Origin of the sequence: Geothrix sp., assembly GCF_020622065.1 — a bacterium.
Classification (GTDB): Bacteria; Acidobacteriota; Holophagae; order Holophagales; family Holophagaceae; genus Geothrix.
Window position 1 is genome coordinate 1,163,965 of sequence record NZ_JAHRYQ010000001.1, and the last position, 25,974, is coordinate 1,189,938.

The 25,974-nt window shown below is 66.8% G+C and carries 25 protein-coding genes and 1 tRNA gene; 18 read left to right on the forward strand and 8 right to left on the reverse strand.

Going from position 1 to position 25,974, the window contains the following annotated elements; all coding sequences use genetic code 11:
• Positions 1–105 precede the first annotated feature (105 nt).
• Positions 106–360: a ferredoxin gene (locus QZ647_RS05440; protein ID WP_291271189.1), complete on the forward strand. Its 255-nt coding sequence runs from the start codon at positions 106–108 to the stop codon at positions 358–360.
• A gap of 78 nt (positions 361–438) precedes the next feature.
• Here the strand turns inward: QZ647_RS05440 and QZ647_RS05445 are convergent, their stop codons facing one another.
• The gene (locus QZ647_RS05445; RefSeq protein WP_286353355.1) at positions 439–900 is read right to left on the reverse strand and encodes a chemotaxis protein CheX; all 462 of its coding nucleotides are present in this window, start codon (positions 898–900) and stop codon (positions 439–441) included.
• A 120-nt stretch (positions 901–1,020) separates the two neighbouring features.
• Between QZ647_RS05445 and QZ647_RS05450 the strand changes: the two genes are divergently transcribed.
• From QZ647_RS05450 to QZ647_RS05460, 3 genes are all read left to right on the forward strand, one after another.
• The gene (locus QZ647_RS05450) at positions 1,021–1,470 is read left to right on the forward strand and encodes a GatB/YqeY domain-containing protein (protein ID WP_286353354.1); all 450 of its coding nucleotides are present in this window, start codon (positions 1,021–1,023) and stop codon (positions 1,468–1,470) included.
• A gap of 114 nt (positions 1,471–1,584) precedes the next feature.
• On the forward strand, positions 1,585–3,426 hold the full coding sequence (gene proS, locus QZ647_RS05455) for a proline--tRNA ligase (RefSeq protein WP_291271190.1): 1,842 nt from the start codon (positions 1,585–1,587) through the stop codon (positions 3,424–3,426).
• Positions 3,426–3,899, forward strand: a complete 474-nt coding sequence (locus tag QZ647_RS05460; RefSeq protein WP_291271191.1) for a hypothetical protein — start codon at positions 3,426–3,428, stop codon at positions 3,897–3,899. Before proS ends, QZ647_RS05460 begins: the two co-directional genes overlap by 1 nt.
• Positions 3,900–3,974: 75 nt before the next feature.
• Here the strand turns inward: QZ647_RS05460 and ndk are convergent, their stop codons facing one another.
• Complete coding sequence (gene ndk / locus QZ647_RS05465; protein ID WP_291271192.1) at positions 3,975–4,394, reverse strand: nucleoside-diphosphate kinase; 420 nt, start codon at positions 4,392–4,394, stop codon at positions 3,975–3,977.
• A 139-nt stretch (positions 4,395–4,533) separates the two neighbouring features.
• On the opposite strand from ndk, the gene secA reads away from it, so the two are divergent.
• Positions 4,534–7,152, forward strand: a complete 2,619-nt coding sequence (secA, locus tag QZ647_RS05470) for a preprotein translocase subunit SecA (RefSeq protein WP_291271193.1) — start codon at positions 4,534–4,536, stop codon at positions 7,150–7,152.
• 91 nt (positions 7,153–7,243) lie between these two features.
• Positions 7,244–8,095, forward strand: a complete 852-nt coding sequence (rapZ, locus tag QZ647_RS05475) for an RNase adapter RapZ (protein WP_291271194.1) — start codon at positions 7,244–7,246, stop codon at positions 8,093–8,095.
• Here rapZ and QZ647_RS05480 read toward each other — a convergent pair whose 3' ends face one another.
• From QZ647_RS05480 to QZ647_RS05490, 3 genes are read right to left on the reverse strand one after another with little or no spacing between them, the layout of a single operon-like run.
• Positions 8,096–9,217 carry a saccharopine dehydrogenase C-terminal domain-containing protein gene (locus tag QZ647_RS05480; protein WP_291271195.1) on the reverse strand — a complete coding sequence of 374 codons (1,122 nt, stop codon included), beginning with the start codon at positions 9,215–9,217 and terminating at the stop codon, positions 8,096–8,098.
• Positions 9,218–9,234: 17 nt separating this feature from the next.
• On the reverse strand, positions 9,235–10,647 hold the full coding sequence (locus QZ647_RS05485) for an amino acid permease (RefSeq protein WP_291271196.1): 1,413 nt from the start codon (positions 10,645–10,647) through the stop codon (positions 9,235–9,237).
• Positions 10,644–10,805, reverse strand: coding sequence for a hypothetical protein (locus QZ647_RS05490; protein WP_291271197.1), 162 nt, complete (start codon positions 10,803–10,805; stop codon positions 10,644–10,646). Before QZ647_RS05490 ends, QZ647_RS05485 begins: the two co-directional genes overlap by 4 nt.
• A 46-nt stretch (positions 10,806–10,851) precedes the next feature.
• On the opposite strand from QZ647_RS05490, the gene mltG reads away from it, so the two are divergent.
• Both mltG and QZ647_RS05500 read left to right on the forward strand, forming a co-directional pair.
• A complete protein-coding gene (mltG, locus tag QZ647_RS05495; protein ID WP_291271198.1) occupies positions 10,852–11,868 on the forward strand; it encodes an endolytic transglycosylase MltG in 1,017 nt (338 codons plus the stop codon).
• A complete protein-coding gene (locus tag QZ647_RS05500) occupies positions 11,861–12,640 on the forward strand; it encodes a TlyA family RNA methyltransferase (RefSeq protein ID WP_291271199.1) in 780 nt (259 codons plus the stop codon). The genes mltG and QZ647_RS05500 overlap by 8 nt, the downstream gene beginning before the upstream one ends.
• Positions 12,641–12,642: 2 nt before the next feature.
• Here QZ647_RS05500 and QZ647_RS05505 read toward each other — a convergent pair whose 3' ends face one another.
• A complete protein-coding gene (locus QZ647_RS05505; RefSeq protein WP_291271200.1) occupies positions 12,643–14,211 on the reverse strand; it encodes an aldehyde dehydrogenase family protein in 1,569 nt (522 codons plus the stop codon).
• 85 nt (positions 14,212–14,296) lie between these two features.
• On the opposite strand from QZ647_RS05505, the gene QZ647_RS05510 reads away from it, so the two are divergent.
• The 9 genes from QZ647_RS05510 (at position 14,297) to QZ647_RS05550 (ending at position 22,791) form a co-directional block, all read left to right on the forward strand.
• Positions 14,297–15,046, forward strand: coding sequence for a site-2 protease family protein (locus tag QZ647_RS05510; protein WP_291271201.1), 750 nt, complete (start codon positions 14,297–14,299; stop codon positions 15,044–15,046).
• Between the two features lie 27 nt (positions 15,047–15,073).
• Positions 15,074–16,063, forward strand: a complete 990-nt coding sequence (trpS, locus tag QZ647_RS05515) for a tryptophan--tRNA ligase (protein ID WP_291271202.1) — start codon at positions 15,074–15,076, stop codon at positions 16,061–16,063.
• Positions 16,064–16,123: 60 nt separating this feature from the next.
• A tRNA-Lys gene (locus QZ647_RS05520) sits at positions 16,124–16,200 on the forward strand.
• Positions 16,201–16,545: 345 nt separating this feature from the next.
• Positions 16,546–17,118 carry a hypothetical protein gene (locus QZ647_RS05525; protein ID WP_291271203.1) on the forward strand — a complete coding sequence of 191 codons (573 nt, stop codon included), beginning with the start codon at positions 16,546–16,548 and terminating at the stop codon, positions 17,116–17,118.
• Positions 17,119–17,291: 173 nt separating this feature from the next.
• The gene (locus tag QZ647_RS05530) at positions 17,292–17,792 is read left to right on the forward strand and encodes a hypothetical protein (RefSeq protein ID WP_291271204.1); all 501 of its coding nucleotides are present in this window, start codon (positions 17,292–17,294) and stop codon (positions 17,790–17,792) included.
• Between the two features lie 204 nt (positions 17,793–17,996).
• Complete coding sequence (locus QZ647_RS05535) at positions 17,997–18,893, forward strand: proline dehydrogenase family protein (protein ID WP_291271205.1); 897 nt, start codon at positions 17,997–17,999, stop codon at positions 18,891–18,893.
• Between the two features lie 102 nt (positions 18,894–18,995).
• Positions 18,996–19,184, forward strand: coding sequence for a hypothetical protein (locus QZ647_RS05540; RefSeq protein ID WP_286353337.1), 189 nt, complete (start codon positions 18,996–18,998; stop codon positions 19,182–19,184).
• A 92-nt stretch (positions 19,185–19,276) separates the two neighbouring features.
• Positions 19,277–21,160, forward strand: coding sequence for a mechanosensitive ion channel domain-containing protein (locus tag QZ647_RS05545; protein WP_291271206.1), 1,884 nt, complete (start codon positions 19,277–19,279; stop codon positions 21,158–21,160).
• Positions 21,160–22,791, forward strand: coding sequence for an ABC-F family ATP-binding cassette domain-containing protein (locus QZ647_RS05550; protein WP_291271207.1), 1,632 nt, complete (start codon positions 21,160–21,162; stop codon positions 22,789–22,791). The genes QZ647_RS05545 and QZ647_RS05550 overlap by 1 nt, the downstream gene beginning before the upstream one ends.
• Here QZ647_RS05550 and QZ647_RS05555 read toward each other — a convergent pair.
• Complete coding sequence (locus QZ647_RS05555; protein WP_291271208.1) at positions 22,788–23,693, reverse strand: RluA family pseudouridine synthase; 906 nt, start codon at positions 23,691–23,693, stop codon at positions 22,788–22,790. The genes QZ647_RS05550 and QZ647_RS05555 overlap by 4 nt on opposite strands.
• A 41-nt stretch (positions 23,694–23,734) precedes the next feature.
• On the reverse strand, positions 23,735–25,267 hold the full coding sequence (locus QZ647_RS05560; RefSeq protein ID WP_291271209.1) for a methyl-accepting chemotaxis protein: 1,533 nt from the start codon (positions 25,265–25,267) through the stop codon (positions 23,735–23,737).
• 173 nt (positions 25,268–25,440) lie between these two features.
• On the opposite strand from QZ647_RS05560, the gene QZ647_RS05565 reads away from it, so the two are divergent.
• Positions 25,441–25,899 carry a cache domain-containing protein gene (locus tag QZ647_RS05565; protein ID WP_291271210.1) on the forward strand — a complete coding sequence of 153 codons (459 nt, stop codon included), beginning with the start codon at positions 25,441–25,443 and terminating at the stop codon, positions 25,897–25,899.
• The last annotated feature ends 75 nt before the right edge of the window (positions 25,900–25,974 follow it).

The window sequence follows — 25,974 nt, forward strand, 5'->3', positions numbered from 1 at the left end:
CCACGCCTCCGAAGGCGAGGCGAAGCTTGGTCCGGGGCCACGGCGATGCTAGGTTGATTGAGTTCGCCCATCGCCGGGCCCCCACTGGATCTCTAGGAGACGACCATGGCCATCACCAAAGTCTGGATCGAAGAAGGCTGCATCGTGTGCAATGCCTGCGAAGCCGAGTGCCCCGATGTCTTCCATGTCACGGACACCAGCTGCAACATCAATGGCTCCGTGCGCGAGGACGGCGTGGATTCCGAGAACCGTGAGGAAATGAGCGCCCTGGCCGGCAGCTTCGGCACGGACCTGGAGGCCAGCATCGAGGCCGCCGCCGCCGGCTGCCCCGTGGAAGTCATCAAGTTCGAGAAGGCTTAAGGCTGAAACGGCGAAGCCGTTTCCGTGCAGAACGGGCGCCCCAGGGCGCCCGTTCTGCATTGATCAAGGACTAATCCTTCAATCCTTCAGCCCCACATTCACTTCGAACTCCCCGAAGGGGGTCGTGAAGGGGATGGCGATGCAGGGGACATCGCCGCTGCGGCTGATCTTGTGGCCTTTGCCGACCACCACGGTGGGCACCGAGATGGAGAGGCTGAACCCGTCCTGGATGAGCAGGCGCCGGGCGTCGCCCACCACGATGTTGCCGATCTCGCCGATGGCATCCTCCACCGACTGGTTCAGGTCGGCGATCTCCTCCATGAGCATGTTGCCGGCGATGCGGCAGGCCAGGCCCACGGGGAAGCTGAGGATGATGGATCCGGAAGTGTCTCCGGTGATGCCGATGATGGCGGAGATGTCATAGGTGGTGATCAAGTCCTCTTTGACGGACAGGCCGATCTTCTCGGCCGAGATGTTGGCCATCATTTCGAGGCTGCGAAGGGTGGCTTCGATGAATGGATTGATGAAGGCGACGTTCATGGGACCCCGGCCGAATGTCTGATTCCCCTTGTTTCGACCAGGGAATTCTCCGGCATGATTTCTGGCATTGAGGGGAATGGGCGCCCGCGTCACCATGGACCTTCCGCCCCGGAGAGTCCCATGCTCAATCGCCTGCAGGCCGATCTGAAAACCGCCATGCTGGCGCGGGATGCGCCGCGGACCCAGGTATTGCGCATGGCCCTGGCCGCCTACAAGAACGAAGCCGTGGCCAAGGGGCTCGGCCCACAGGGAACCTTGGCCGAAGCCGACGCCCTGGCGGTGCTCAAGCGCCTGGTGAAGTCGCGGGAGGACAGCGTCGCCCAGTTCGAGAAGGTGGGCCAGACGGATCGGGCCGCCCAGGAGCGGGCGGAGATCGAACTGCTGAAGCCCTACCTGCCGGCCATGCTCGAGGGGCCGGCCCTGGAGGCCGCCGTTCGGGCGGCCATCGCCCAGACCGGGGCCACGGCCAAGAAGGACATGGGTCTGGTGATGAAGGCCCTCCAGGCAGCCCACGGCGGCGCCTTCGACGGCAAGGCCGCCAGTGCCCTGGTGCAGGGCCTCCTGGCCTGACGCCACGAGAGCCGCGGCCATGCTAGATGCGTGAGCGTTGAAGGGGGGACATCGCGAGCGAAGCGAGCAGGCGGTCCCCCCTTCCTCGTATAGACTTGAAGGTTCGAGGCCCCCATGAAGCAGTCGAAGCTCCTGATCCAGACCCTGCGCGAGACGCCGCGCGATGCCGATGTGGTGAGCCAGCAGCTCATGATGCGCGCCGGCATGATCCAGAAAGTGGCCGCGGGCATCTACAGCTACCTGCCTCTGGCCTTCCGGAGCATCCGCAAGTTCGAGGAGATCGTCCGCGAGGAGCTGGCCAAGGACGGCTGCCAGGAGCTGCTCATGCCCGCGGTGCTGCCCGCCGAACTCTGGCAGGAAAGCGGCCGCTGGAAGTTCTATGGCGACGAACTGCTCCGGTTCTGCGACCGCAAGGCCAAGGCCGACATGGCCGAACGCCGACAGAAGGGCGAGAAGCCGGACGAGCGCGACTTCTACAATTTCTGCCTCGGCCCCACCCACGAAGAAGTGATCACCGATGTCGTCCGGAAGAATGTGCGCAGCTACAAGCAGTTGCCCATGAACCTCTTCCAGATCCAGACCAAGTTCCGGGATGAGCGGCGCCCGCGCTTCGGCCTCATGCGGGGGCGCGAGTTCACCATGAAGGACGGCTACTCCTTTCATGCGGATGACGCCTGCGCCGACCGCGAATACTGGGCCATGTTCAATGCCTACAAGCGCATCTTCTCGCGCCTGGGCGTGAAATTCCGGCCCGTGGAGGCCGACAGCGGTGCCATCGGCGGCAGCTTCACCCACGAGTTCCATGTGCTGGCCGGCAGCGGCGAGGACGCGATCCTCAGCTGCAACGCCTGCGACTACACCTCCAACATCGAGAAGACGGAGGCCCCGGTGTTGCCCATCGGAGACCACGGCAAGGCCTTCGGGCTGAAGCGGGACCACTTCCGCACGCCGGGCGTCGTGGGACAGGTGGAGCAGGCGGCAGGCATGATCGATGCGGACCATCCCCAGGGCATGCCTCTCACCCAGACCAGCAAGTTCTTCCTCTACCGGGTCACTTTCGCGGATGGCACCACGCAGCTGGCTGGTGCCGTACTGCGCGGCGACCACGAGGTGAATCCCGTGAAGGTGAAGAACTTCCTCGGCGCGGCCGAGATGGAGCTGATGCCCCTGGAGGAGGCCGAGGCCTTCACCGGCGCCAAGACGGGCTTCATGGGACCCGTGGGTCTGCAGGGTGTGAAGATGCTGGTGGATCGCAGCCTCGAAGGGGCGGTGAACCTCACCTGCGGCGCGAACCGGACGGACTACCACCACTTCGGATTGGATCCGGCCCGCGACCTGCCGGGCTGCACCTTCGCGGACCTGCGCATGGCCGCCGAGCACGACGCCTGCACCCGCTGCGGGAAAGGCCAGTACCAAGCCTTCCGTGGCATCGAGGTGGGCCAGGTCTTCAAGCTGGGCCTCAAGTACTCGAAGTCCATGTCCTGCACCTTCCTGGATGAGCAGGGCAAGGAAAATCCCATGGTGATGGGCTGTTACGGCATCGGCATCACCCGCACGGTGGCTGCGGCCATCGAACAGAACTTCGACGCCGACGGCATCATCTGGCCCTGGCCCATCGCGCCCTACCAGGTGCAGGTGGTCTGCCTGGATCCCGGCAGCGAAGAAGTCGCGGGCGTGGCCTCCATGGTGGAGAAGGACCTGGAAGCCGCCGGCTTCGAGGTGCTGCACGACGACCGTGAGGGCCTGAGCCCCGGTGCCAAGTTCAAGGATGCGGACCTGCTCGGCTTCCCCCTGCGCCTCACCGTGGGGGCCAAGGGGCTGAAGGAGGGCCTCGTGGAATTGCGCGACCGCCGCACCAAGGAGGTCGTCAAGCTCAAGCCGGAGGCCGCCGTGGCCGAGGTGTCCGCCGCCCGCGACCGCATCATGCAGGAACTGGAAACCGCAGGAGGGCGCTGATGGCCGAGGGCCGGGTCCACCTCACCACCTTCATCGAAGGCGTGCTGGTCCACGGGACGCAGACCCCCTTCGTCCTGCTGGTGCCCTCGCCCCACAGCCCCCATCGCGGCCTGCTCATGCCGGCCCAGATCCCCTGGTCGCCGGGCTTCCTGCCGACGGCCCTGCTGAATGCCCAGATCGAGGCCGCCTGGGGCATGCCCTTCCGCTTCGTGGATCATTCCGTGCTGCCCGTGGTGTTCGACGAGCGCACCAGCCGACTGCCGACCCCCTGGCTGCTGCGGCTGGAAGGACTCGAAGGCCAGCAGCGGCTCTACCTCAGCCACCTGCTCCGCACCAAGGCTCCGGAGGATGAGCTGCCCACGCCGCCTCCCGGCGGCCAGTGGTTCAGCGACAAGGCGCTCCAGAGCGTCGATCTCCTGCCGGGCGTCCGCCGACTCTGCCAGGCCGCCCTCCAGGCGGTGGCGGAAGGGTGAGTCTCCATTCTTCGCCCCGTTCAAACAAAAATCGGCGCCACTGGCGCCGATTTTTGCAGGGACCTCGCCTAAAAATTACATCTGCTCGAAGGCGTTGAAGAAGTAGCTCACTTCGAATTTGGCGCTCTCGGGCTTGTCGCTGCCATGGGTGGCGTTGCGGCCGATGCTGGCGCCGAAGCGCTTGCGGAGGGTGCCCTCGGCGGCGTTGGCGGGGTTGGTGGCGCCCATGAGGTCACGCCAGCGCAGGATGGCGTTCTCGCCCTCGAGCACCATGATGGCCACAGGGCCCTCGGTCATGAAGGCTTCCAGTTCCGGATAGAACCCCTTGCCCACATGCTCGTGGTAGAAGCCCTGGCAAATGGCGCGGGTAAGCTGGGTCAGCTTGAGGCCCACGATCTTCAGGCCGCTCTGCTCGATGGCGGCGATGATTTCGCCGATGTGACCGTCCTTGACGGCATCGGGCTTGACGATGGCAAAGGTGCGCTCTAAGGCCATGATTCCTCCAGAATCCAAACGATCAGTGTGCCTTGGGTGGGTAACTTCGGCAACCGCGGGGGCTTGGAGCTGGCCTCCAACGCTGGGAAATGGGGATCCGCCGCGCTACAATCGATGGTTTACGCGACTGGACGGATCCATGCTCGACAACTTCCTCAAGAAACTCATCGGCTCCAAGAACGACCGGGAGCTGAAGCGGCTGTGGGCCCGAGTCCAGGCCATCAATGTCCTGGAACCGGAGATTTCGGCCCTCAGCGATGATGCGCTGAAGGCCAAGACGCCCTACCTCAAGGAGAAGCTGGCCAACGGCGCCACCTTGGAGGACATCCTGCCCGAGGCCTTCGCCGTCTGCCGCGAAGCCAGCAAGCGCGTCCTGAAGATGCGTCACTTCGATGTGCAGCTGGTGGGCGGCATGGCCCTGCACGAGGGCAAAGTGGCCGAGATGCGGACGGGTGAAGGCAAGACCCTCACCGCCACGCTGCCGCTCTACCTGAATGCTCTGGCCGGCAAGGGCGCCCACCTCGTCACCGTGAACGACTACCTGGCCCGCCGCGACGCCGAGTGGATGGGGCGCCTCTACACCTGGCTCGGCCTCAGCATCGGCATCATCCAGCACGGCCTGGAGGACCAGCAGCGTCGCGACGCCTACGCCTGCGACATCACCTACGCGACCAACAACGAACTGGGTTTCGACTACCTCCGCGACAACATGAAGTGGGACCTGGAGGAATTCACCCAGCGCGGCTTTAGCTACGCCATCGTCGACGAAGTGGACAGCATCCTCATCGATGAGGCCCGCACCCCGCTCATCATCGCGGGCAGCAGCGAAGAGGACACCTCCAAGTACTTCCGCATCGATGCGGTGGTGCCGAAGCTCAAGGCGGAAGTCCATTACAAGGTGGACGAGAAGGACCGTCAGGTGATGCTCACCGACGAGGGCATCCACTACGCTGAGCAGCTGCTGGGGGTGGCGAACCTCTACGATCCGACCAGCATCGAGACCCTCCACGGCCTCAACCAGGCCCTGCTGGCGCACAACCTCTATCGCCTGGATGTGGACTACATGGTCCGCCCGAAGGAAGACGGCAAGGGCATGGAAGTGGTCATCGTGGACGAGTTCACGGGTCGCCTCATGCCGGGCCGCCGCTGGTCCAACGGCCTGCACCAGGCCATCGAGGCCAAGGAGGGCGTGGAGGTCAACGCCGAGAACCAGACCCTCGCCACCGTGACCTTCCAGAACTTCTTCCGCATGTACAGCAAGCTGGCGGGCATGACCGGCACGGCCGAGACCGAGGCCACGGAACTGCACTCCATCTACAAGCTCGATGTGATCATCATCCCCACGAACATGCCCATGATCCGCAAGGACTTCGCGGATACGGTCTATTCGACCCGCGCCGGGAAGAAGAAGGCCATCGTCGAGGAGATCAAGGAACTGCACACCAAGGGGCAGCCCGTCCTGGTGGGCACCGCCAGCATCGAGAGCAGCGAGGACCTGGCGGACGCCCTCAAGGCGGCCCGCATCCCCCATGTGGTGCTGAATGCGAAGCACCACGAGCGGGAAGCCGAGATCGTGGCCCAGGCCGGCCGGAAGGGGGCTGTCACCATCGCCACCAACATGGCTGGTCGCGGCACGGACATCATCCTGGGTGGCAATCCCGAGGGCCTGGCCCGGCTCGAAGCGAAGAAGAAGGACATCGCGCTCTACGACGAAGAGGGCTTCGAAACGGCTGAGTTCTCGGCCCTCGTGGAGCAGATGCGCGAGCAGACCGCGGCGGAGCATGAGGAAGTGGTCGGCCTGGGGGGCCTGCATATCCTGGGCACAGAACGCCATGAGAGCCGCCGTATCGACAACCAGCTCCGCGGCCGCGCCGGCCGCCAGGGCGACCCTGGCAGCAGCCGCTTCTACCTGTCCCTCGAGGACGACCTGATGCGGATCTTCGGCGGCGACCGCATCAAGAATCTCATGGGCGCCATGGGCATGAACGATGACGAGCCCATCGAGGCCGGCATGGTCACCCGCGCCATCGAGCGCAGCCAGAAGCGGGTGGAGACCCACCACTTCGAGATCCGCAAGCACCTGCTCGAGTACGACGATGTGATGAACAAGCAGCGCATCTTCTTCTACGGGCTGCGCACGGAGATCCTCAAGGGCAATACCAAGGACTATGTCCTGCAGGTCGCTGGCGAGATCGCCGAAGGCATCTCCAACGACTTCCTGCCCGACAAGGGCGAGCGCGACCTCGCCGGATTCCGCGAGCGTGTGGAGCAGCTCTTCGCCATTTCAGGGGAAGAGGTGGATGCGGTGGGTCAGCTGCCCCAGGCCCAGGCCACCGTGGCCCTGACCAGCCTGGTGCAGCGCATCTACGAGGGCAAGGATGAGCGGCTGGGCGGCGACGGCATGCGCAGCTACGAGCGCTGGTCCATCCTCCAGATCATCGACGCGGCCTGGAAGCGCCACCTGCTGGTCATGGACCACCTGAAGGAGGCCATCGGTTTCCGCGGCTACGGCCAGAAGGATCCCCTGGTGGAATACAAGCGGGAAAGCTACGAATACTTCGAGCAGATGCGCTTCGGCTACGAGGACGAGATCATCTCGTACCTCTTCCGCGTGGAACCTCAGCCCGCCTATGTGCCGGATGAGGACTTCTTCCGCGGCCCCTCCGAGACCATCGAGCTCGGGCCCGACGAGCAGGGCAACGCCTCGGAAGGCATCCAGCGCGTCCTCCGGTTCACGGCTGGGGGCCTGGAGGACTGAGCTTTTCAGCTCTTCCTGTTCGCAAAACGCGGGGGTCTTTGCCCCCGCGTTTTGCTAGAGGCGGGGCCTTGGGCCCTGCTAGGGTGCTCGTATGGAACTCATCGTGGTCACGGGGCTTTCGGGGGCAGGACGCCATGCGGTGCTCGGCGCGCTGGAAGACACCGGCTGCACGGCCCTGGACAATGTGCCACCCCGCCTGCTGGAGCCGCTGCTCGAGCTGGAATCCAAGCTGCAACCCGGCCGCGATCGGCTGGTGGTGGGAATGGACAGCCGCCACCCCGATTTCGCGGCGGAGTTCGGACCGCTGCTGGAGCGTCTCCAGGCCGAAAACATCCCTGTGCAGGTGGTCTTCCTGGAGGCGGATGACGAGGCATTGCTGCGCCGGTACTCCGAGACCCGCCGGCCCCACCACCTGGCCCTCCTCGGGTCCGCCGGCGAGGGCATCCGCCGGGAGCGGGAACTGCTTGCCCCCATCCGGGCCATGGCCACCACCATCCTCGACACCAGTCACCTGAACCTGTCGGAGCTGCGCCAGCGAGTCGCGTCCCTGATACCGGCCCTACCCACGCGGAACACCGCCGTGCGGCTGCTCAGCTTCGGGTTCAAACGGGGGGTTCCGGCCGATGCAGATGTGATCCTGGACGCCCGGTTCCTGCCCAATCCCTACTATGTCGAGGCCCTGAAGCCGCTGACGGGCCGGGACTGGGCCGTGCAGGAATACCTGCTGGAGTCCCCTGAGTTCAGGGAATTCCTCGATCGGGCTGAATCCTGGCTGCGGTGGTCCCTGCCCCTGGTCCAGCAGGAGGGGCGGGCCTACCACACCCTCGCCATCGGCTGCACCGGAGGGCAGCATCGCTCCGTGGCGCTGGTGGAGATGCTCGGGCAGCGCCTCAAGCGGGAGGTGGCGACCCTGGTCATCCGCCACCGAGAGCTGGAAGGCTGATCAGGCCTCGACGAACACCACGCCGCGCTTGGCCAGTTCTTCGCGGATGAAGTCCCAGGCACCGGGTTCCTGGCCCACGAATTCCGGCGGGCTGATGCCCTTTCGGCGGTACCCCCCCTGGGCGAGCAGGCGCACGGCGGCGGTGCAGGTGTAGCCGGTGGTCCGGGCCATGGAGGTGGTCTTCGTGGCCCGATCGTAGCGATCCAGGAGGTTCCACTCCTTGCGCAGCCGCTGACCGGCCTTTTCGCCTTCCACGGTGACGCGCATGACCGTGAAGTCCTCGTCGCCCTCCCCCATCTGCCAGAGCGGGAAGAGCAGGGCGGTGGCGAGATCGAGGGGGACGACCTCGCCGCTGCCCAGGGGGATGGGGCTCTTGCCGAAGAAGCCGGTCTCGCGCAGGATCCGCATCTTCTCGATGTGGCCGGGGTAGCGGAGGGTCTTCTCCTTCATATCGGGCACCTGGGGAAAGGTCCTGATGATGCTGCGGAGGCCGTCCGTATTGAAGGATTCCAGGGTGCCGAGGCCATCGAAATCCAGCAGCTCCGGCTCGGACAGCGCGGGCAGCGTCACCGTGTGGCCGTCCTTCACATAGCGGGCCGGACGGGTGTACTCCTCGATGACATCAATGGGGCTGAAGCCCGCCTTGTATTCATAGGGCCAGGTGCGGACCACGGGGAGCCCGCCCACCAGGCACTCGAAGGCGTGGATGCGGTCCCACTGGCGGGAGAGGTCGCCCAGGATGAGGTTGCCGCAGCCCGGCGCCACGCCGCAGTCCACGATGGCGGTCAAGTTCTGACGCTGGGCCAGCGCGTCCAGCTCGAAGCAATCCTCATCGAAGAAGGAGATGTCCACGAGCGGTTTGCCGGCCTCCAGGACGGCCCGGGCCGTGGCGAACCCCATGAATCCGGGTACGGCGCCCACGACGATGTCCGCATCGGTCACGGCGGCCTTCACGGCGGCGGCGGCGGCGAGGTCCGCGGGTCGTGTGGCGATCCCCGCATCGCCCATGCGGGCCAGGGCGGCTTCGGAGCGGTCCGCCACGGTGACCTTGAAGTCGGGGGCCAGGTCCCTGGCCATGGCGCCGCCGACGCGGCCTGCTCCGAGGATGACGATGTGGGTCACGGCGGACTCCTTGCAGCTCAGGTGGTGATGCGGGGCTTCACCACAAGATAGACGGGCCAGCCCAAGGCCACCAGGAGGAGGCCCGGCCAGGAATAGCTGGGCCGGTGGATGAAGAGGGCGCCGATGATGGCCAGGGCGCCGGCGAGGTAGAGGCCGGGGACGAAGGGATAGCCCCAGACCCGCACGGGGCGCGGAAAGTCCGGCCGCCGCCAGCGCAGCAGGAAGACTCCGCCCACGGTGAGGACATAGAAGAGGATCGTGGGCAGCATCACGAAGTCCAGCAACTGGCCATAGGTGCCCGTGAGGGTGAGGAGGCAGGTCCAGAGGGCCTGGATCCAGAGGCCGAATCCCGGCACGCCGTGGGCATTGAGCGTGGCGGCCTGGGGGTAGAAGAGGCCGTCTTCGGCCATGCGCTGATAAACCCGGGCTCCGGACAGCACCAGCCCGTTCAGGCAGCCGAACATGGAGATGAGGATGCTGCCCGCCATGATGAGCCCGCCGCCGGAACCCAGCAGAGCCTGGAGGGCCGCGCTGCCCACGCGGTCCTGGGGGGCGGTGGCGATGCCCGCGGGGCCGAGCACCTTCAGGTAGGCTGCGTTGGCCAGGACATAGAGGCCGCAGACGAGGGTGGTGCCGATGAACAGGGAACGGGGGATGGTGTGCTCCGGATCCTTCACCTCCCCGGCGATGAAAGTGATGGCGTTCCAGGCATCGGCCGAGAACATGCTGCCGGTCTGGACCACCAGCAGGGCCGTGAGGAAGGGCAGGGCCGCGGCACCATCCAGCGGAACGAACGGGGCCGGAGAGGGGGCCGCGGGGGGGCGGAGCAGCAGGCCCAGCAGGATGAGGGCCGCGAGGCCGCCGATCTTGGTCACGGTGAACAGATCCTGGATGCGGGTCCCCAGCTTCACCCCGTAGAGGTTCACGGCGCTGAGCAGCAGCACCACGACGATGCCCGACAGCCGCGAAGGCGTGAGCCCCAGGTGGTAGGGCCCCACGGAGATCGCCTCGGTGACCCTGATGAGGGGCACATCCAGGTGGGGGCCGAGCCAGGCCGCATCGGTGATGGAGGGGAAGAAGCTGCCCAGGTATTTCCCGAAGCCCACGGCCACTGCGGCGATGGTGCCGCACTCGATGACCACGAAGAAGGTCCAGCCGTACAGGAACCCCGCGGCCGGGCCGTAGGTCTCGCGAAGGTAGGTGTACTGGCCTCCGGCCCTGGGGAACATCCCTGCCAATTCGCCATAGCTGAGGGCGGCGAAGAGCGTGAGTGCCGCCGTGAGGCCCCAGGCCGCCAGGAGGAAGCCACCCGAGCGGCCCGTGCGCACCATGTCGGCGGCGACGATGAAGACGCCACTGCCGATCATGGAGCCAGCGATCAGCATGGTGGCCGAGAACAGACCGACATGGCGGCGATAACCTTGGCTCATGCCGGCTCCAGCGGCAGGGGCTGGCGGTGGTGGGCTGCCCCTGCCTCGCGTATCGCCGCAGGCGATGCCGAGAAGACGCCACTGCCGATCATGGAGCCAGCGATCAGCATGGTGGCCGAGAACAGACCGACATGGCGCCGGTAGCCAGGTGCATTCATGGAGCCTCGGGTGGATGGATCCACGCTACCACGGCATTCTGGAGGCATGGCACGCTCCTCGATGTCCCTCCGCTTCCTCGTGGCCACGGTCCTGCTGGCCGTGGCCCCCGCCGTCGGCGGCTGGTGGGCCTGGAAGGGGCAGGGCCCCCTCCGGCAGGAGGCCACGGTGCTGGTGAGGAAGGGCGCGAACCTCAACCAGGTGGCCGATCAGCTGGAGCGGGATGGCGTCATCCGTTCCGCCTCCCTGTTCAAGCTCTGGGCCCGGGCCCGCAAGCTCCAGCTGATCCGCGGCGAGTACACCTTCAATCCCAGGGCCAGCCTCTCGGATGTGGCGGGCAAACTCCGGCGGGCGGAGATCCACTACACCGCGGTGTCCATTCCCGAGGGGGCCCACGCCTGGTCCGTGCAGAAGCGCCTCAAGGGCTTCGTGCCCGAAGAGGTCTTCTGGACCCTCTGGAAGAGCCCCCGCCTGGCGAAGACAGCGGGATTCGAGCAGGCCGAGAGCCTGGAGGGCCTCGTAGCCCCGGCCACCTACAAGCTGCACCATGCCATGGAGCCCGAAGAGGTGATGCTCATGCTGGTGGAGGCCTTTCGCGACCAGATCCGCCCCAGGCTCGAAGGCGGCGTCCTGCCCCCCTACGAGACCCTGATCCTGGCGAGCCTGGTGGAAAAGGAGACCCGGCTCCCCGAGGAGCAGCCGAAGGTGGCGGGCGTCTACAAGAAGCGCCTCGACATCGGCATGCGGCTGCAGTGCGATCCCACCAGCCTCTACGCCCGGTGGCTCACCGGCGACCTGCGCTTCACCGCCCCGCTGCCGGAGGACATCCGTCGCGTCCATCCGTTCAACACCTACACCACGGCCGGACTCCCCCCCACGCCCATCGCCGTGCCCAGCGCCTCGGCCCTGGAGGCGGCGAAGGCGCCGGAGATGGGCCGGGATCTCTACTTTGTAGCCACCGGCCGGGGCGGCCACAGCTTCGCGCCCAGCCTGAAGGACCACAACCGGAATGTCGGCGCCTACCGCAAGGAAATCGCCCGGCAGAGGCGGATCGCCCGTGGCTAAGGTGCGCCTGGACCAGCTTCTCGTGCAGCGCGGCCTGTGCGAGACGCGCGCCAAGGCCCAGGCGCGGATCCTGGCGGGGGAAGTGCTGGTGGAGGACCGGCCCGTCACCAAGGCGGGCACCGCCGTTGCCGAGGACGCACTCATCCGCCTTCGGGGCGAGCCCCTGCCGTTCGTGAGCCGGGGCGGGCTGAAGCTGGCCGGGGCCCTGGATCGCTGGGGGATCGACCCCACCGGCCTCGTCTGTTTTGACGCGGGCTCCAGCACCGGCGGCTTCACCGACTGCCTGCTGCAGCGGGGCGCGGCGAAGGTCTACGCCGTGGATGTGGGCACCAACCAGCTCCACTGGAAGCTGCGGAGCGATCCGCGGGTGATCTCCATGGAGCAGGTGAACCTCCGCACCTGGGAGGCGGCCGCCATCTCCGAGCGGTGCAGCCTGCTGGTGGCGGACCTGAGCTTCATCTCGCTGCGGCTGGCCATCCCGCCTGTGCTGCCCAGTCTCCTGCCGGGGGCGGAAGCCGTGCTGCTGGTGAAGCCCCAGTTCGAGGCGGGGCGCGAGGATGTGGGCGCCGGGGGCATCGTGCGCGATCCCGCCGTCCACCGCCGGGTGCTTGTGGATACCTGGGCGTTCTTCGCGGGGACGGACCTGCGGCCCCTGGATCTCGCCCTCAGCCCCATCAAGGGCGGGGAAGGGAACAGCGAGTTCCTGCTGCGGCTGGGCCTGGGGGCGGAGCCCGGAAGTCTCGGCGCTGCGCTGGAAGGACTGGGGCTCTAAGGCTAGAGACTCGCCCAGTCGGTTTGCAGGGGGCTGGCGGGGGCGAGCGGGGTCCCCTGGGAGGGGTCATCCACCACGCCATCGCTCACGGCCTGCCAGCGCGTGAACCCGTCGAGGGCCACCTGGCTGCCGGGGTGGGTGCCGTAGCCGGCGAAGGGCAGGCGGGTCCCCGGATCATCGGCCGTGGTGTTGAGGTTGGTGATGTCCGCCCGAGTCTCGCGCTTGAACCGCTCGGTCCAGGCGCGGTCCTGGGTGTAGAGGCTGATGGCGGGGCCGCACGGGCTGGCGTTGACCCCGGCCAGGGCCTCGTCGAAGTCCGCAAACCTGGAGAGGTTCACGGTGGGGCCCAGGACCTGGTTCCGGAAGAGACCCATGCCGGGCGTGACTCCTTCCCACACGCAGGGCTGCATGTAGGCGCCGTGCCCGATGTTGCCCTTCACCTGGGGCGTGCGGTTGGCCTCGGTCCACTGGTCACCGCCGGAGAGCAGGGTGGCGCCTTCGGCCCGGCCCAGGTCCCAGTGCTCACGGAAGGTGGCGGCCGATCGGGCATTGATCATGGGGCCGTAGGCCACGCCGGGATCCGTCATGGGGTTGCCCACTTCGAGACTGGCCACCTTATCCATGAACTGCTGGGTGAAGCGGGCCGCACAGGCTTCGTGCAGGAGGATGTTGACCAGGCCGATGGGGCGCTGGCCGGCGTGGCCGAAGGCGGCACGGAGCGCGTCCTGGATGGCGAGATCGGTGTCGGCGTCCGGCATGACGACCATGGCGCCCTTGCCGACGAGGTCCAGGCTGGGAAGGATCAGGTTGCGGCCGCACATCTCGCCCACGGTCCGCCCCAGGGCGGCGGAGCCCACGAAGCTGAAGGACTGGTAGTGCCCCTTGTCGATGCCCGCGAGGAAGTGCTTCCCGCAGCCGGCCCGGCCGCGGCCATTGACGGTGTTCACCACGCCGGGCGGGAGGCCCGCTTCCATCAGGGCCCGCAACAGGAGGTAGGCCGCGGTCGGGGCGTTGTCGCTGGGTTTCCAGGCCACGGCGTTGCCGCAGAGGATGGCCGGCAGGATCTTTCGCCAGGGCGCCGCCAGGGGGGAGCTGCCGGTGGCGAGGATGCCGCAGACTCCGACGGGCCGGCGGTGGGCCGCCGCGCCCGAGGCGAGCTTCCGGCTCTGGAGGTGCATGGCTTCCGAGGTGAAGAACGCGCAGGCGTCGATGGCCTCCTGCACTTCGGCCAGGGCCTCCCCGGGGGTCATGCCGACTTCGCGGGTGATGATGCGGGCCAGCCGCTCCCGGTGGGCGGCGAGGATCTCCCCGGCGCGCTGGATCACGGCCCCGCGCGCGGCGACGGGCGTGGTGGACCAGGACTTGAAGGCATCCGCGGCGGCCTTGGCGGCCCGAGCCACATCCTTCTCGCCGCTGTCGGGGAACATGCCCACCAGGTCGCGCCGATCCACGGCGGACCGGGACTCGATCATGCCCAGATCGCCCTCAACCTCGCGGCCGTTGATGAGGTTGAAGCCGATCACGGACTTCCCGGCGCTGGCGGCGGCGGGAGCGTTGGGCTTGAGGTACATGCCTGACTCCTGGCGTAACCCGTAAGCATAACGCGGCTGCCGGCCCCTCCCACACCCGCTAGACTGGGAGATTGCCGGAGCCCGGGTGTTCGACAGCATCTCCATCCCCACCATCCTCGTCAGCTATGTGGCCCTGCTCTTCAGCCTGAGCGTGCACGAGGCCAGCCATGCCACCGCGGCCTACTGGCTGGAGGACGACACGGCGGCGCGGCTGGGCCGGATGACCCTGAATCCCCTGGCGCACATGGACCTGCTGGGCACCTTCGTGTTTCCGCTGCTGGGGATGGCCACGGGCTTCCCCTTCATCGGCTGGGCCAAGCCCGTGCCGGTGGATCCCCGGAACCTCACCCGCCGCTTCACCCAGCGGGGCGGCGTGGCGATCGTCTCGGCGGCCGGGCCCGCCTCCAATGTGGCGCTGGCGGCCCTCTTCCTGGGGATCCTGGTCATCCTGGTGAAGGTGGCGGCCCCGCCCCAGGCCCTGGAGATGAAGCTCTTCGCGTATGCCCTGTTCGCCCGCAAGGTCGAGAGCCTGCAGGCCCTGGAACTGGGATCGGCGCTGACCCTGGGCCTGGCCCTGACGGGCCGGCTGGTGCTCATCAATCTCGGCCTGGCGCTCTTCAACCTGCTGCCCCTGGGACCGCTCGACGGCTCCGGCATCCTCCGCGGCATGCTGCCCTGGCGCTGGCTGCCGAAGTACGACCGCGTCCAGCCCTGGATGGGCGGGGCCCTGATCGTCCTCGCCCTCACGGGCCTGCTGGGCTATGTCATCGGGCCCGTCTTCGGCGTGATCCTGATGGGCGTCGAAGCCATCGCCCGCCTCTTTCTCGGGGCTTGATCCCTCTTCTCTCGGAGTCCCATTCCCATGCACCGCATCCTGTCCGGCATCCAGCCTTCGGGTTCTCAGCACATCGGCCACCTGGTGGGCGCCCTCGACAACTTCACCCACCTCCAGGGGAAGGGCGAGGCCTTCTACATGATCGCGGACTGGCACGCGCTCACCTCGAAGTACGAATCCGTCGGGGAGATCTGGCCCGCCACGCTGGAGCTCACCGCCACCTACCTGGCGGCGGGTCTGGATCCGAATCAGGCCACGATCTTCGTGCAGAGCCTGGTGAAGGAGCACGCCGAGCTGCACCTGCTGCTGTCCATGGTCACGCCGCTCTCCTGGTTGGAGCGGGTGCCCACCTACAAGGAGAAGATGCAGAACGCCGTGGCCGATCTGGGCAGCTACGGTTTCCTCGGCTATCCCCTGCTGATGACCGCGGACATCATCATCTACAAGGCCCACAAGGTGCCCGTGGGCGAGGATCAGCTCTTCCATGTCGAGCTCGCCCGGGAGGTGCTCCGCCGCTTCAACTTCCTCTACCAGCGAGAGGTGTTCCCCGAGCCCGAGGCCGTGCTCACCAAGACGCCCAAGGTGCCGGGCCTGGACGGCCGGAAGATGTCGAAGAGCTACGGGAACTGCATCTACCTGCGGGACAGCAACGCCGACATCCTGGAGAAGTGCACCCGGCAGATGGCCTCCGACCCCGCCCGCGTGCGCAAGACCGATCCCGGCAACCCCGACATCTGTCCCGTCTTCGAGTTCCACAAGCTCTTCAGCGATGACGCGACGGTCCAGCTGGTGAACACGGAGTGCCGCCGGGCGGGCATCGGCTGCTTCGACTGCAAGAAGCGCGTGGCCGAGGCCATCATCCGCCGCGTCGAGCCCGTGCGCGAGAAGATCGAAGGCTACCTGGCCCGGCCGGACGACCTGCAGGAAGTGCTGCGTGACGGCAGCGCCCGGGCCCGCGCCGTGGCGGTGGAAACCATGGCGGATGTGCGCGGCGCCATGAAGATGCCGAACATCTGAGAGGGGGGCCACAACGGGCTCTTGCGTTCCGGCCCGGCCCTGGTAAGATTTCCTTCTCGTGGTCCCTTAGCTCAGCTGGTTAGAGCATCTGACTCTTAATCAGAGGGTCCCCGGTTCGAGTCCGGGAGGGACCACCACTCAAGACCCCCGCAGTCGCTGAGCCTGCGGGGTTTTTGTTTTTGGGGCCGGACGCAGCGTGCCGGCTGGCGGAGGCTTCGATTCCGGTCGAGGATCCACGAGGCGTAGCCGTCGATGGGGGGCGAGGACCTCTGATCAATCCACCCGTGGGTGGTTAAAAATCGAGTGCTGGTACCGGTGGGTCTCCCATTTTCAAACCGGATCTGGGGACCTCGGAGGTCGGGCTGACATTGGGCCGGGTGGGAACGCCCACCTGGACATGCGCCCTGTCGTGATGACAGGACTTCTTCTCTTTCCATCCCCGCCCGGACCGGACCCGGCGGGCCATCCATGCAGGAGGCAACATGAATCGCATCGTGAAAACCGCTGGTCTGATCGCGGCCGGGCTCCTCGGTGGAAGCCTGTTCGCGGAGGATTTCCAGACCCTGATGGGTACCACCCGAACCACTTGGCCCGAAAAGCGGCACATCGGGGTGATCTGCAATTACCAGAAGAACCTGGATGCCGTGTGGGATCTCGCCAAGGCTGCGGGCGTGGACAGCTTCATCACGGTGGTGGATGCGCGGAGCGACCTCAACCCCGTTGGCGTGGCCGCCGTGCTCGGAAATCAGAAGGTGGACTACCTCGTGGTGATGCCCCAGGACCTGCTCTATCACGACGGAGTCTACGCCTCCACCGTCGTCATCAAGCGGCTGGCGACCATGGGCATCCCGACGGTGGCCACCACTCCCATCGCCTTGAAGCAGGGCGCCGTGTTCAGCGTGGGGGAGGGGACCGAAGGCCAGGTCCTGGTGAACGACCGGCTGATCGGCACCATCGAGGTGCACCTTCCCGAGCGGAGCATGATCACCCAGAAGTCGAGCCTGATCCTCGGGAGGGAGGGGATGGCCACCATTCAGGTCCGTTCCGTGAAATGACGGGGTATCTTCCTGGAAAAGCCCGGCGATGCCGGGCTTTTTGGCGTCCGGTCCCAGAGATCGCCTCTCGCCCGGCCGGGACCCTTCCGCAGAATGTGACGCTGTTCATACAACCAATCCTGGCCCGGGTCCCAGGGCCCAGTACCCTTGGAGGCGGAGACTTGGAGGCGCTTGTGCTGCGAGGCCTGCTCCCCATTCTGTCGGGTCTGGTGCTTGCGGCCTCGACCAGTCCCATCCCCGAAGCCGTGGAGATGCGGCCGGGGATCTACATCCTGAAGGGCGGCGCCACGCCGGCGATCTACTCCGCCCTGAAGCAGCAGCACATCACCCATGTCGTTGATCTGAGAAAAGATGGGGAAATAACCCCGCAGTCGGCCTTCGTGGTGACGACCCTTCAGGAAATGAAGGTGCACTACATGCGGTACGCGACGAGCCGGGTCCCCCCCGCCGGGGATCTCGATTTCCTCCGGACCCTGCTCAAGGGGTTCCCCAAGGACGCACGGATCGTGATCACCTGCAGCAACGGCAATCGCGCCGCGGCAGCGATCTGCCCCTGGCTCATCCTCGATCAGCACCTGCCCATGGAAGAAGTCCTGGTGGCCTCGCGCCGGGCGGGGCTGGCCGTGCCGGAAACCGAGGAGGCCATCCGGGGCTACCTGAAAGCGCGGCTGTGACCTTCCGCCCATCCGGGGCCTGATCCGCTGCTGGGCAAGGGGCCGGGAAGCGCCCAGACCACAGACCGGTGCGCCTTTGCAGACCCCTGTCGGTCACATTCCACCCTCTCCATCGTCAATGGAAGGGGCCGTGGAGCTATATTTGATGGTCCGCCCGATCCTGATGGAAGGGGCGGGAAACGCAGGAACGACGGGAGGAATACCGTGGATTTGAAACGCACGATCCTTGACCTCATGCCGGACATGCTGGTCCGCACCTTCGCCGCCCCCTACTGTGCGGGCAAGGGCATCTCGAGTGGCGTGGCGAAAGCCGATGAGATCCACAGCAAGCTGGGCCTCTCCACCACCCTGGATCTCCTGGGCGAAGAGGTGTTCAAGCGCGAGGATGTGGAAGCCACGGTCCAGGTCTACTTCCGGATGATCGAGGCCGTGAAGGACCGCCCCTTCGCCACCATCAGCCTCAAGCCCACGCAGCTGGGCATCAACGAGAGCGAGGCCTACTGCCAGGAGAACCTCCGCCGCATCGTGGCGGCGGCTGCGGAGCACAAGATCCACATCACCCTGGACATGGAGGACCGCCACTTCACCGATGTCACCCTGCGGATGTTCAAGGCCATCCGGAATGAGTTCGACAACTTCGGGATCGTGCTGCAGAGCCGCCTCTTCCGCACCCCGGAAGACATCAAGGCTCTCCACACCAAGCCGTGCAAGGTCCGCATCTGCATCGGCATCTACAAGGAGCCGGCGGAGGTCGCCCTCCAGGACAAGCGGGACATGAAGGAGAAGCTCTTCGAGTGCGTGCAGCTCCTGCTCGAGCACGGGCACTATCCCGAGATCGCCACCCACGATGAGCCCACGGTCCGCCGGTGCATGGCCTATCTGGACCAGCGCGGCGTGGCGAAGGATGCCTACGAATTCCAGATGCTGCTGGGCGTGCCCCGCATGGAGCTCCAGCAGGAGATCGTGAAGCGTGGTCAGGTCATGCGGCTCTATGTCCCCTTCGCCGAGGACTGGAAGTACGCCGTGCACTACATGAAGCGCCGCCTGGGGGCCAATCCCGCCATGGCCGCCATGGTGATCAAGAATTTGTTCGGTCGTTAATTTCCCAAGGATTCCCAGGTTGGATTTAGGGGTTGGGAAAGCCCCTGGATGTGGCTAAGGTGCTTCCAGTGGGCCCCGTGCCCCACCTGGATGGAGGGTTTCATGAAGAAGATCCTGGCGCTTGCCTTGGTGAGCTCCTTCGCGCTGGTGGCCTTCGCCGCCGAAGAGAAGAAGCCTGAAGCCAAGAAGAAGCCGGCTTGTGGCATGGCCTGCTGCGAGAAGAACAAGGTCGCGTCCTGCAAGGATTGCCCGGACTGCGGCAAGAAGAAGGAAGCTCCCAAGAAGAGCTGACCTCCCCGCCTTCTCAGGGAGGCCCGTGAAAAGCCCCGGAGCCTGTCTCCGGGGCTTTTGCGTTCCGCCGTCATTCGTGATTGTCTGGAAGAATGAATGTCCGCGCCTGGATTCCCGCCGCTGCCCTGCTGCTTCTGACCGCTGCGACCACGGCGGGGTGGGTGTGGACCCGGGATCCGCTTCCCGCGGCCCAGACCCAAGCCCAGGATGGCGGAACCCCCGTCAAGAAGCAGGGTGGGCTCCGCCGGGCCGCGCCGGTCCGGGAGCGGCTGGTGGACCAGACGCCGCTGCTGACCGCCCGCAGCCTGGTGCCCCTGGCGGTCACCCTCGAAGAACAGCAGCTGGCCCGGCAGGCCGAACGGCTGGCCAACCATGAGGTGGACCTGGCTTTCACCGACGCCCTGCGGAGGGCGTCGAGCGCCCAGGCGCCCAAGACTCCGGAGGTCAAGGAGCTGGCTGAGCTCAAGGCCAAGGCCCAGGCGACCGTGGAGGCCGACCAGCAGCTGATCGCGCGCCTGACGAAGGAGCTCGCCTCAGCCCGGGAGTCCCAGAAGGGGGCCCTGGAGGACCAGCTGGATGTCGCCAAGGCCCAGGCGGAGCTGGACAAGGACGAACTGGAGGCTGCCTCAGAGGACCTGGCAAGGGTCGGCGGTGATCCCCAGGCCCGGATCCGGCGCCTGAAGGAGGCTCACGAGGCGGCGGACAAGGAATCCTCCCAGGTCATGGCCGCCCCCCGGCCGGCCTCGGCCTTCCAGCAGGGGAGCCTGCTGGCCCGGCTGGGTGAGTGGACGGCCCAGCGCACGAAGTACCGGCGCCTGGACCAGGCCCGGCTGGATGCCCTGGGCAAGGTGCAGGTGCTCACCAAGCGCCGGGAGACCATCGAGGCCCGGGCGAAACAGGAGAAGGACGACCGGGAGGCCGCGAAGTACTGGGCGAACAACCTGGTGCAGGGGTCCGCCGCGGCGGGCGGCGGCCCCGGCCGGGAGCAGGCCCAGGAGGCCGTCTCCTACCTCCGGAAGTACGGCGATGTCCAGCGCAGGCTTTCGGACATGGGCCGCCGCATCCAGGATCAGCAGGAGCTGGCGGAAGTCTATGGGAGCTGGATGGGGCTGGTGGACGGCAACCGGAATGCGGCCCTGCATGGGCTCCTCGCCCGCCTCCTGTGGGTGCTGGGCCTGGTCTTGGGCGCCTACCTCGCGGGCCTGCTCATCGACCACCTCTTCCACCGGGCCGCCGCCGGCGACAAGAAGGGCGCCGGCACCTTGCGGACCGTCGTGAAGCTGGTGGTCCAGGTGCTGTGCGTCCTGGCCATCGGCTTCGTGATCTTCGGCATGCCGGCCCAGACCACGACGGTCCTCGGCCTGGCCGGCGCGGGCCTGACGGTGGCGCTCAAGGACTTCATCGTGGCCTTCTTCGGGTGGTTCATCCTGATGGGCCGCAATGGCATCCGCGTGGGCGACTGGGTGGAAATCCGGGGCGTGGGCGGCGAGGTGGTGGAGATCGGCCTCCTCCGTACCGTGCTGCTCGAAACTGGCAGCTGGAGCGACGCCGGGCATCCCACCGGGCGGCGCGTGGCCTTCGTGAACAGCTTTGCCATCGAGGGGCACTTCTTCAACTTCACCACCTCGGGCCAGTGGATGTGGGACGAACTGCGCGTGATGATTCCGACCGGCCAGGATCCCTATCCCATCATCGACCGGGTGCAGAGGCTGGTGGAGGAACAGACGGAGGGCAACGCCCGGCTGGCCGAGAAGGACTTGAACCGGGTCGCGGCCCGTTACCGGGTGCGCGGCTTCTCGGTGGTCCCGGATCTCAATGTGGTGCCGACAGCCAATGGCATCGAGATCCGCGCCCGCTACCTGACGCAGGCCTCGGCGCGCCATGAGGCCCGCCTGCGCCTGAACCAGGCCGTGGTGGAACTGATGCACGGCCCCCGCGGGGAAGCCGGCGAACCTGATGTGAAAGTCGAGGCTTGATGATTTCGTTTTCCAATGTAAGCAAGCAGTACGGCAAGCAGATCCTGTTCATCGAGGCGGATTTCCAGCTCAATCCCGGCGAGAAGGTGGGGCTGGTGGGCCCCAACGGGGCGGGGAAGTCCACCCTGTTCCGCATGATCATGGGCGAGGAATCGCCGGATGACGGCTCCGTCACCCTGCCGAAGAAGCTCACCCTCGGCTACTTCCGGCAGGAGGTGGACGAGATGGCGGGCCGCCCGGTGCTGGACGAGGCCATCGCGGGCAGCGGGCGCCTGGGCGACCTGCACCACGAGTTGATCGACCTCGAGCACGCCATGTCCGACCCGGAGCGCGGCGATGAGCTGGAGGCCATCCTCGAGCGCTTCGGCCATGTCCAGGAGGAATACCAGCACCTGGGCGGCTACGAACTGGAGGCCCGGGCCCGGGCCTGCCTGCACGGCCTCGGCTTCGAGGACGCGCAGATCGATGGCGATGTGGGCGCCCTGTCCGGCGGCTGGAAGATGCGCGTCTCCATGGCGAAGGTGCTGCTGGGCAACTTCGATGTGCTGCTCATGGACGAGCCCACCAACCATCTGGACATCGAGTCCATCCTCTGGCTGGAGAACTTCCTCAAGGCCGTGCCCGCCACCCTGCTGATGACGAGCCACGATCGCGACTTCATGAACCGCGTGGTCACCAAGGTGCTGGAAATCGACGGCGGCGACATCGTCACCTACTCCGGAAACTACGATTTCTATGTGAAGGAGCGGGAACAGCGTGACGCCAATCAGGAGGCCGCCTATGCCCGCCAGCAGGCCAAGCTGGCCAAGGAACGGCGATTCATCGAGCGGTTCTCGGCCCATGCCGCCAAGGCCGCCCAGGTGCAGAGCCGGGTGAAGGCGCTGGACAAGATCGAGCGCATCGAGCCGCCGAAGCAGCGGCGCGTGGTGAAGTGGGACTTCCGCAGCCCCGGCCGCTCCGGTGACGATGTGGTCATGATGGAGGGCGTGAGCAAGGCCTATGGCCAGCGCCGCATCTACGACCAGTTCGCCTTCCACATCCGCCGCGGCGAACGCTGGTGCGTCATGGGCAAGAACGGCGCCGGCAAGTCCACCCTGCTGAAGATGGTGGCCGGCGCCATCCAGCCGGACGCCGGCAATGTGAAGCTGGGCGCGAGCCTGAGCCTCGGGTATTTCTCCCAGCAGGCCCTGGACCTCCTCGACCCTGAGCTCACGGTCATCGAGCAGATGCAGAAGGATTTCCCCATGGAGGGGTTGGGCGTGCTGCGCAACCTGCTGGGCGCCTTCCAGTTCTCCGGCGACGATGTGGACAAGCGGGTGCGCGCCCTCTCAGGCGGCGAGAAATCCCGGCTGGTCATGGCCCGGATGCTCTTCAATCCCCCGAATTTCCTGGTGCTCGACGAGCCCACCAACCACCTGGACCTGGCCACCAAGGAGATGCTCATCGAAGCCCTGAAGGACTTCGAGGGCACCATGCTCTTTGTCTCCCACGACCGCACCTTCCTGCGCGGCCTGGCGAACCGGGTGCTGGAACTGGGTGGGGAGGAACACGAGGGTCCCGTGGTGTTCGGCGGTTCCTACGCGGAATATGTCGAGCGCATGGGCCGCGAGGCCCCGGGCGTGCACAACTAGGTTGATCGGAGCGCTGGCGGCGGCTGGCATTCGAGGGTGAGCCACGCCCCGGTGCGGGGGTGCTCCAGCTCCAGCCGATGGGCATGCAGCAGGTAGCCCGGGTCGCCAGGCAGGGCCTGGGTCTCTGGCAGCGGGAGGCCACCCGGCCCATAGAGGGGGTCCCCCATCAGCGGATGGCCCGCCCAGGCCAGGTGGATGCGGATCTGGTGGGGGCGGCCCGTGGTGATCTCCACATCCACGAGGGTGGCCTCTGCCCGTCGCTCCAGGACCGTCACCCGGCTGAGGGAGGCCCGCCCTCCCGCATGGGCGGCGTGCAGGGCACCGAGGGGACCGTAGGGAACTTCCCCGATGGGGGCGGCCACCTCGAAGGCGTCGAGGGCGGGGTGGCCCTGGCAGAGGGCCCGGTAGATCTTGCGGGTGCGGTGATCCTGGAACGCGGCCTGGAGGGGCTTCCGCGCGGCCGTCGTCCGTGCGAACAGCACGAGGCCCGAGGTGCCCCGCCCCAGGCGATGCATGGGGCTGGCCTCGGGGGCTCGCCGCCGCACCAGGGTCAGGAGGGTGTGCTCCTGGAACTGGCCTCCGCCGGGCAGGGTGGGCAGGCCGCTGGGTTTGGCCACGGCGAGCAGATCCTCATCCTCAAAGAGGATGGCCGTGGCCAGGGGCACCTCGGGTTCGATCCAGGGGGGGCGGGCCCAGGCGACCCGCTGGCCCAGGCGCAGAAGGGCTTCCGGCGAAGGGTGCTCGTCGTCGTCGAGCCGCACCTGGCCACCCAGGATCCGCTCCAGCCAGTCTGCCGGGGAGGCGATGGGATACCGGGCCGAGAGGTGGGCCAGGAGGGAGAGGCCGGCGCCTCTGGGGCCAATCAGCTCCCAGTGGACGACCCCCTGGTTCTTCCGCGCCATCCCGTCTCCTGAAGCCTCCGGGCCGGCCGGGGGCTCCATCATCACAGCTTGAAGCGCTGCACGGTTTCCCGCAGGCCCTCGGCCACCTTGGACAAGTCATCGGCGGTGTTCGAGATCTGCTGCACGGTGGCGGCCAGCTGCTGGGTGGCGGCGGCGTTCTGATCCAGCCGGGCGGCGGTCTGGTTCATCATCCGTCCCACATCCTGGCTGGTCCGCGCCTGGCCGCTGCTGAGGTTCCCGATCTCGTGGATGCTGCCGGACACCTGGGAGATGCGATCCCGGATGGCCTCCAGGTGCTGGAGGGTCACCTCGACGCTGCCCACGCCATCGGACACCGCCGACTGCATGGCCTGGATGATCTCCTCGATCTCCTTCGCCGACTGCCCGCTGCGCTCCGCCAGGATGCGGACCTCCTCGGCGACCACGGCGAAGCCCTTGCCCATGGTGCCCGCCTTGGCGGCCTCGATGGCGGCGTTGAGCGAGAGCAGGTTGGTCTGCCGGGCGATGCCCTGGATGGCCTGGACCGCCTCGACGATGCGCGAGGTGGCCTGCTGGATGGCCTCCATGCCCTCGGCGGTGCCGCGGCCGGTCCTGGCCCCGCGGTCCGTGTCGTCCACGGCTTCTTCGGCCTTCGCCCCGGTGCGCCGGGTGTGCTCGGCCATGGCCTCCACATTCGCGTCCAGCCTGCGAAGCGCTTCCTGGACCTCGCGGCCTGCCTGGCGCAGATCCTCGCCGACCCGGGCGGTCTCCTGGACGGTGGCGCTCATCTGCTCGGCGCTGGCCGCCAATTCCGTGCTGCCTGAAGCCACCCGTTCAGAGGCCTCCCCCATGTTTCCGAGGGCCTGGTTCAGATCGGTCACCATCCCGTTGAAAGTCCCTGCCAGCTGGCCGATCTCGTCCCGGCTTCCCACGGCGGCCTTCACGGTCATGTCGCCTGCGGCCACCTGGCCGATGGCCCCGGACAGGTCATCAAGGGGTCGGAGGATGGAGACCCGCACCTGCCGGACGATGATGAGGCTGATGAGAACGAGGAGGGCGAATCCCGCCGATGCCGAGAGGATGCGGGTGTTCCGCTCGCTCCGGTACAGCTCCGCCGTGGACATGGAGACTCCAAAGGAGGCCACCAGCTCGCCTGCCTTGCGATCCTTGAAGGTGTCGATGCCGAAGGCGCCGTGGCAGTGGATGCACGAATCCTTCAAGCGGCCCGGGCTCAAGACATAGAGGCGAGGGACTCCGTTCGCGTCCTGAAGGTGCCCGACCCGCTGCTCAAGGGAGGGACTGGCCGCGAAGGCATCCATGGACTCGCGCTCGAAGGCCGCCGAGGCAGGATCCTCGGAGCGGCGGCCCTCCAGGATCCGGTGGAAGGTCATGCCCCGGCTCCGGCAATAATCCTCCGCATCGGCATGGAACATGGACCGGGAGGCCACGGCCAGGGAGGTCAGGTGCTCCTCGAAGGCCTTTTCCGCCCGGCCCGTCTGGTAGGCGCTCACCCCCCAGATCGCCAGCCCCAGGAGCGCCGCCAGGGAGAGGGCGACGGGCAGGAAGAATTTCAGGGCAAGGCCACTCCGGTTCATCGCCTGCGACTCCTTGGCATTCCATTGATTCTTGTCAGATATTCTATTTCGGCCATTTGCGGGGGGGAGTTGAATCGGGGCCATCTTGACCTGCGGGTGGGTTGCTTTTTCAAGATCCGGTCGAAGGAGACCGTTAGGGAAGGAACCCCCGTCGGGGTTCAAATGGAGGAAACATGCGCAAGACATGGGCAATCCTGGCCATGGCGGTCACGATGGCGTTCCCCCTCGCCGCCCAGACTCGCGACCAGGCCAAGGCCTTCGTGAAGCAGGCCGTGGACTTCGCCAAGAAGAACCCCAGGGAGAAGTTCCTGGAGGAGGTGAGCGGGCCCAAGGGCCAGTTCCACTTCGTCAAGGGGCAGAACCATGACCTCTACATCTTCGTTTACGACCAGGAAGGCAAGGTCCTTGCGCATGGCGTGCGGCGCGAACTGGTGGGCATCAACCGCTGGGCCGCCAAGGATCCCGACGGCAAGCCCTGGATCCAGGACTGGACCAAGATGGTCAAGGAGAAGGGCAGCGGCTGGATCGAATACAAGGAATTGAACCCTGCCCAGGGCAACAAGGTCATGAAGAAGGCCTCGTGGGTGGAGCTCGTGAACGGCATGGTCATCGGCGCCGGCATCTACGAGTAGGTGCGGTTTCGAGGGCTCGACCGGGGGGCCGCGAGGCCCCCTCGTCATGCCCGGTGTAGGCTGGATCCACCCCCT